Below are 5,192 nucleotides of genomic sequence, written 5' to 3' on the forward strand. Positions count from 1 at the left end.
CATAAAGAAATTCAACAAGTAATCATCAACGGCGTAAACTGGTGTGCACCAACCCGGCGCGACTATCCCGTGTACGGTCATTCCCAGGCGTTAGAGCCAATTCGAGAAAAGGTGGGCGTATAGATGAAATTAGGCGTATTTGATCCCGTATTTGGCAGTTTGACATTAGATGAAATGCTCGACAAAATCGCGGCTGCAGGCTTGAACGCAGTCGAAATCGGCTCGGGCGGCAACCCCGGCAATGCGCATTGTCCGACCGACGAGCTGCTGGCCAGTGAAACGGCGCGTAAGGAGTACTTAGAAAAGTTCACGAGCCGCGGCATCATGATCAGTGCGTTCAGCTGCCATAACAACCCGATCTCTCCGGATAAAGAAGAAGCGCGTCAAGGTGATGAAATTCTGCGCAAATCGATCAAGCTCGCTTCGCTGATGGGTGTACAGGTCGTCAACACCTTCTCCGGCACTGCCGGCGACAGTGAAGATGCCAAAGCGCCGAACTGGCCGGTAACACCTTGGCCTACGGTCTATAGCGACATTCTGGCCTGGCAGTGGGAGCAGAAGCTGATCCCGTACTGGAAGGAAATCGGCCAGCTCGCCCAGGAGCATGGCGTCAAGATCGGCATTGAGCTGCATGGCGGCTTCCTGTGCCACACGCCGTATACGATCCTGAAGCTGAGAGAAGCGACCTGCGATGCAATTGGTGCGAATCTTGACCCGAGCCATCTGTGGTGGCAGGGCATTGACCCGGTTGGTGCCATCAAGATCCTCGGCAAGGCGGGCGCGATTCATCACTTCCATGCCAAGGACACTTATCTCGATCAGGACAACATCAACATGTACGGCCTGACCGATATGCAGCCTTACGGCGATGTGCAGACCCGGGCGTGGACCTTCCGCTCTGTCGGCTGCGGACACAGCCTGTCCGAATGGTCGGATATCATGAGCGCCCTGCGCACCTATGGTTATGACTATGTAGTGAGCATCGAGCATGAAGATCCGCTGATGTCGGTGGATGAAGGCTTCCAGCGTGCGGTAACCAACCTGCAGTCGATCCTGATCCGTGAGCAGCCGCTGGATATGTGGTGGGCTTAAGCGGATAGCAGACTGACCTCATAAAAGAAACAGCAGCAGCCATGGATGAGAAAATAATGTCCAAGGCTGCTGCTGTTTTTGTTGAGCGCGGGTTCCTGATTCATTCAATGCCAGGCGGTATAATATCTCTCAGCCTAATTTCAAATGCCGCAGCTTATCCGGATTGCGTATAAGGTAGATCTGCTGAACGCGGCCGTCTCTGAACGCCAGGCTAACGACTGTCGGAAAAGGGTCGGAAGGGCTGCTTAATACAAAACCGAGCTGTCCGTTGACCTTGACGAGGCGCACAGCTCCTGCGCTGCCGCCCTTGACAGAAGCCCCTGAATGAATGCGAGGACGCGCTGGTTGGATATAACCGGTTTAACTGCCGCACTGACTTTGCCGCCTCCGTCGCTGTACAGCACGATGTCCTCGGAGAGTAGCGCAAAGAGTCCATCCATATCACTTGTAGCTGCCGCATGAAGAAAACGCAGGACGAGCTGCTCGGACTGTTCGCTGGAGATCAGCTCGGTGGCCGGATCGTCTTGGATTTTTCGTTTGAGGCGGCTGTAAATCTTACGGCATCCCAGCTCCGTCTTGTTTACGAAGTCCGCAATATCGCGATAGTCGTAGTCGAAGGCTTCACGAAGAATGAATACTGCGCGCTCCACAGGCGTTAGCCGGTCGAGTAATACGAGGAAAGCGTACGATATCGTATCCTCCAGCACAATCGTTTGGAGCGGGTCGCCTCCTGCGGCAGAGGTCGAGCCTGTCACGCCCGCATAGTCTTGGACTAGGGGCTCGGGCAGCCATTGTCCGACGTAGACCTCTCTTTTCTTGTGCGAGGATTTCAAGTAATCGAGACAGCGGTTGGTAACGGCTTTGCATAAGTACGCTTTCAGATTGCGGACGGGGCCTACCTTATTGTTGTCCAGCTGCTGCACCGTTACGAATGCGTCCTGCACCAAATCCTCGGCCTGCGTGACCGATCCTAACATGCGGTACGCGATGGACAGAAGAAGCGGTCTGTATGTCTGATACACGGAATCAAGCTCCAAGGTGCACCCCTTCTTTATCTTGTTCTTTTGCGGATATTATACTTCGGGCCGCCTCTTTCGCGCTAGCCAAGGATGCGTTAAGCAGCATGCCCGCTGAACCGACCCAATCGCCGGCGACATACAGTCCGGGCCGTCCTTCGACCGCAGGTCCGGGTCTGCCCGGGAGGCCGCCGTTCGCTGCAGTTACGACGGCATGGGAGACTAGCATTCTTGGCAGGAACCGCTGCTGGACCACATGTTTGCGCCAGCCGGGCTGAATCAAGTCGAGAAATCCCTCCAGCTCGCGCTGATCTTGCAAGGGATCTGAATTTCCCGGAGAGGCCAAATATTTCATGACATGCACGACTGTGTATGCCGGATGATCGGACAACGAGGCAACGGCGGAATGATTGGAGTAATACCACGGATAATCGGCGCCTATTACAAATTTCGTTTTGGGTTGAGGCATTCCGTCTACGACGAGATCCAGGCATGCCGCGCGAACAGGAATAAGCTGCTCAAAGACTGCGGCATCAGCCTGGGGAAGCGGGGGATTGAGGATGGATAGAGTAGCCATCGGTCCGGCGGTGGATAGTACGTGCCGGGTTTTCAGCTGCGTTCCATCCTTAAGCGTGACCGTCATTCGCGGGAAGCTACCGGCAATTTCTCGTGCGGGTGAGCCAGTGCGGATCGAGACGCCTGCCTTTTGCGCTTGCTCCGTCAGCTGGTGTACGAGGGTTTGCCAGCCTCCGTCCACGTACAGCACCTGGCCATGTTTGAGCTGCTCGATTACAGCGCCGGCGCTTATCAGGCCGGGGTCATCGCAGTACGTGGATAGGCGAACGAGCGCCAGCACGACATTGCGCACCCGAGGACTGGAGATTTGAGATTCCAGGTAAGTCTGCAGACTCACCTTGTGCAGAGCAGAGGTGTCTGTTGCGAGAAGGCGGCTGTAAAAGCGCAGGAGTTGGGTCTTCTCGTGCCACTTCAGGAAGGAGCCGAGTAGGAGCTGCGTAAGCGGGAGCGGCTTGCTCTCGCCACCCGCTCCTTCGAATACGAGGCTACCCGGCGGCTTGGGTGCTGCTCCGGCGGGGGTGACGCCTACCTCCTGCAGAATAGGGAGAGCACTCTTAAACAGGGCATGCGCTCCCAGGTTTACGCGGGCGAACGACATCTCGGTGGAAGCGGCGCGGCCTCCTGGATGTGCCCCTTTGTCGAGCAATACTACGCTCCGGCCAGCCTGTACCAAATAGATCGAAGCGGTTAATCCGGCGATACCGGCCCCGATAATGACAACATCCCATAACGGCTCATTTCGATTCTGTGTCATGACTATCCATCCTTTCCGGTCTGATGCATACATGACGATTAACGGAACCGGTATGTGACACTGCCGCAACGATATAGATTGATTTTCAGAAGCAATGACAATAAATGAAGGTTGGCGGGATAGCATCCGCAGAAGTCAGGCGCTGTGGCGAAATGAGAGGTAAAAATCCCTTTGATTTCGGGCTAAGCGTGGGAAAAGGTGAGATTAGAGGGAAAAATCCCTTTGATTTTGGCCTAAGAGTGGGAAATAGGGAGAATAGTGGTAAAAATCCCTTTGATTTTGGCCAAAGTGCGGGAAAGGGCGGAATCAGAGGTAAAAATCCCATTATATCTCGCAACACACAGACTATAGAGGAGTCTATGTGACGTCCAGCTGGAATCCTCAGCATAACAGGGGCAGCTCCCCTCCGGCGATGGATGCTCATCCCGTATACCAAGGGCTGCCAGAAGGCAGCGCCTGGTATGCAGCACCTGGTATGCAGCGCCTGGTTGCAGCGCCTGGTATGCAGCGCCTGGTTGCAGCACCTGGTATGCAGCACCAGGCATGCCGCTCCATTCACAGCAGGAAGCTGGCTACAGCTTCTTGTAATAAATCACGGTGGCGTCCATTCCGCCATCTGCGGAAATGACGTAATCCGGGATTTTGCCGGCTTCCACATATCCGCGTGACTGATAAAGCAGGTTAGAGGGATCGCCTTCACGGGTATCGAGGATGATCAGGGTGCGGCCATGTTCGGCCGCTGCCTGTTCAGCGGTCTCAATCAGCAGTCCGGCGATGCCTTTGCGGCGGTGGCCGGGATGCACCATCAGCTTGGCGAGCTCCGCACGGTGCGGGGCATTTGGTTTAAGCACCAAATGCAGCTGTACGGTACCTACAATAGTATCACCCTCCATGGCAAACCAGAGCAGCACGCCCGGACCGGGAACCCCCTGCCAGTAAGTGGAGGCAGCATTTTCGGCGAGTGGCGGCAGGAAACCGATGGATGCGCCATCCTCCACGACATCGATAAGCAAAGGTGTTAATTGACGTACGGTCTCCGGCTGTAAGGCCTCCACTAATTTAACGGTAATGACCTGATTCATCTTATGACCTGCCTTTCTCTGCATTCATTCCAGAAATTTAATTTAAATTCATTATACTTGTATAATGAAGCTTAACAAGCGTAAATCAGCAGGTTGAGATGAAGGAGGAGATCAAATGCTGTTAGAGGTTATTGCCACTACAGTGGAGGATGCGGTAACAGCGGAGCGCTGCGGTGCTGACCGGATTGAACTGATTACAGGCATAAGCGAAGGCGGCCTGACTCCCAGCCTGGGGCTGATTGAGCAGGTGCGCCAGGCCGTGGCTATTCCGGTAAGAGTCATGGTGCGTCCGCATGCCCGCTCCTTCCATTACAGCAGCGAAGATGCCAAGACGATGCTGCGGGATATCGGACATATTGCATCCGCCGGCAGCCTGTCACTGGTTATTGGCATGCTGCGCCCGGATGGAACGGTAGATGAGGAGCTGCTGAAGCGGCTGCTTTCGGAAGCGCAAGGCATGGAGATCACCTTTCACCGGGCCTTTGATCAGACCCGGGATCAGTTTGAGGCGCTTGAGGTGTTGTCGCGTTACCCTCAGGTGACAGACATTCTGACTTCCGGCGGGGAGAGCACGGCTCCGCAAGGCGCGGAGCGGATCGCGGAACTGCAGCGCCGATGTTTGGGGAAGCCGCTCTCTATTCTGGCCGGCAGCGGCTTAGGCACTGCCAATCT

General features: G+C 55.3%; 6 protein-coding genes and 1 pseudogene. 4 read left to right on the top strand and 3 right to left on the bottom strand.

Translation table 11 applies throughout. The features are described 5' to 3' along the window. Both AQR02_RS33360 and AQR02_RS01885 read left to right on the top strand, forming a co-directional pair. Positions 1-123, top strand: a pseudogene (locus tag AQR02_RS33360) (ThuA domain-containing protein); the annotation flags it as partial. Continuing rightward, the gene (locus tag AQR02_RS01885; protein ID WP_054939147.1) at positions 124-1,092 is read left to right on the top strand and encodes a sugar phosphate isomerase/epimerase family protein; all 969 of its coding nucleotides are present in this window, start codon (positions 124-126) and stop codon (positions 1,090-1,092) included. Positions 1,093-1,337: 245 nt separating this feature from the next. Here the strand turns inward: AQR02_RS01885 and AQR02_RS01890 are convergent, their stop codons facing one another. Both AQR02_RS01890 and AQR02_RS01895 read right to left on the bottom strand, forming a co-directional pair. Further along, positions 1,338-2,129, bottom strand: a complete 792-nt coding sequence (locus AQR02_RS01890) for a sigma-70 family RNA polymerase sigma factor (protein ID WP_054939148.1) — start codon at positions 2,127-2,129, stop codon at positions 1,338-1,340. Then, on the bottom strand, positions 2,119-3,438 hold the full coding sequence (locus AQR02_RS01895; protein WP_054939149.1) for a phytoene desaturase family protein: 1,320 nt from the start codon (positions 3,436-3,438) through the stop codon (positions 2,119-2,121). The genes AQR02_RS01890 and AQR02_RS01895 overlap by 11 nt, the downstream gene beginning before the upstream one ends. Before the next feature lie 152 nt (positions 3,439-3,590). Here AQR02_RS01895 and AQR02_RS01900 point away from each other — a divergent pair, with 152 nt between their 5' ends. Further along, the gene (locus tag AQR02_RS01900) at positions 3,591-3,803 is read left to right on the top strand and encodes a hypothetical protein (RefSeq protein WP_148449049.1); all 213 of its coding nucleotides are present in this window, start codon (positions 3,591-3,593) and stop codon (positions 3,801-3,803) included. A gap of 207 nt (positions 3,804-4,010) precedes the next feature. Here the strand turns inward: AQR02_RS01900 and AQR02_RS01905 are convergent, their stop codons facing one another. Further along, a complete protein-coding gene (locus AQR02_RS01905) occupies positions 4,011-4,520 on the bottom strand; it encodes a GNAT family N-acetyltransferase (RefSeq protein ID WP_054939151.1) in 510 nt (169 codons plus the stop codon). A 115-nt stretch (positions 4,521-4,635) separates the two neighbouring features. On the opposite strand from AQR02_RS01905, the gene AQR02_RS01910 reads away from it, so the two are divergent. Beyond that, positions 4,636-5,192, top strand: a 557-nt coding sequence (locus tag AQR02_RS01910; RefSeq protein ID WP_245237045.1) for a copper homeostasis protein CutC, incomplete at its 3' end; no start/stop codon positions are given.

This window comes from Paenibacillus ihuae (assembly GCF_001368795.1).
GTDB lineage: Bacteria > Bacillota > Bacilli > Paenibacillales > Paenibacillaceae > Paenibacillus_AQ > Paenibacillus_AQ ihuae.

Coding starts and splice junctions, on each gene's coding strand:
- AQR02_RS01885 (WP_054939147.1), top strand. CDS start 124: ATGAAATTAGGCGTATTTGATCCCGTATTTGGCAGTTTGACATTAGAT.
- AQR02_RS01895 (WP_054939149.1), bottom strand. CDS start 3,438: ATGACACAGAATCGAAATGAGCCGTTATGGGATGTTGTCATTATCGGG.
- AQR02_RS01900 (WP_148449049.1), top strand. CDS start 3,591: ATGAGAGGTAAAAATCCCTTTGATTTCGGGCTAAGCGTGGGAAAAGGT.
- AQR02_RS01905 (WP_054939151.1), bottom strand. CDS start 4,520: ATGAATCAGGTCATTACCGTTAAATTAGTGGAGGCCTTACAGCCGGAG.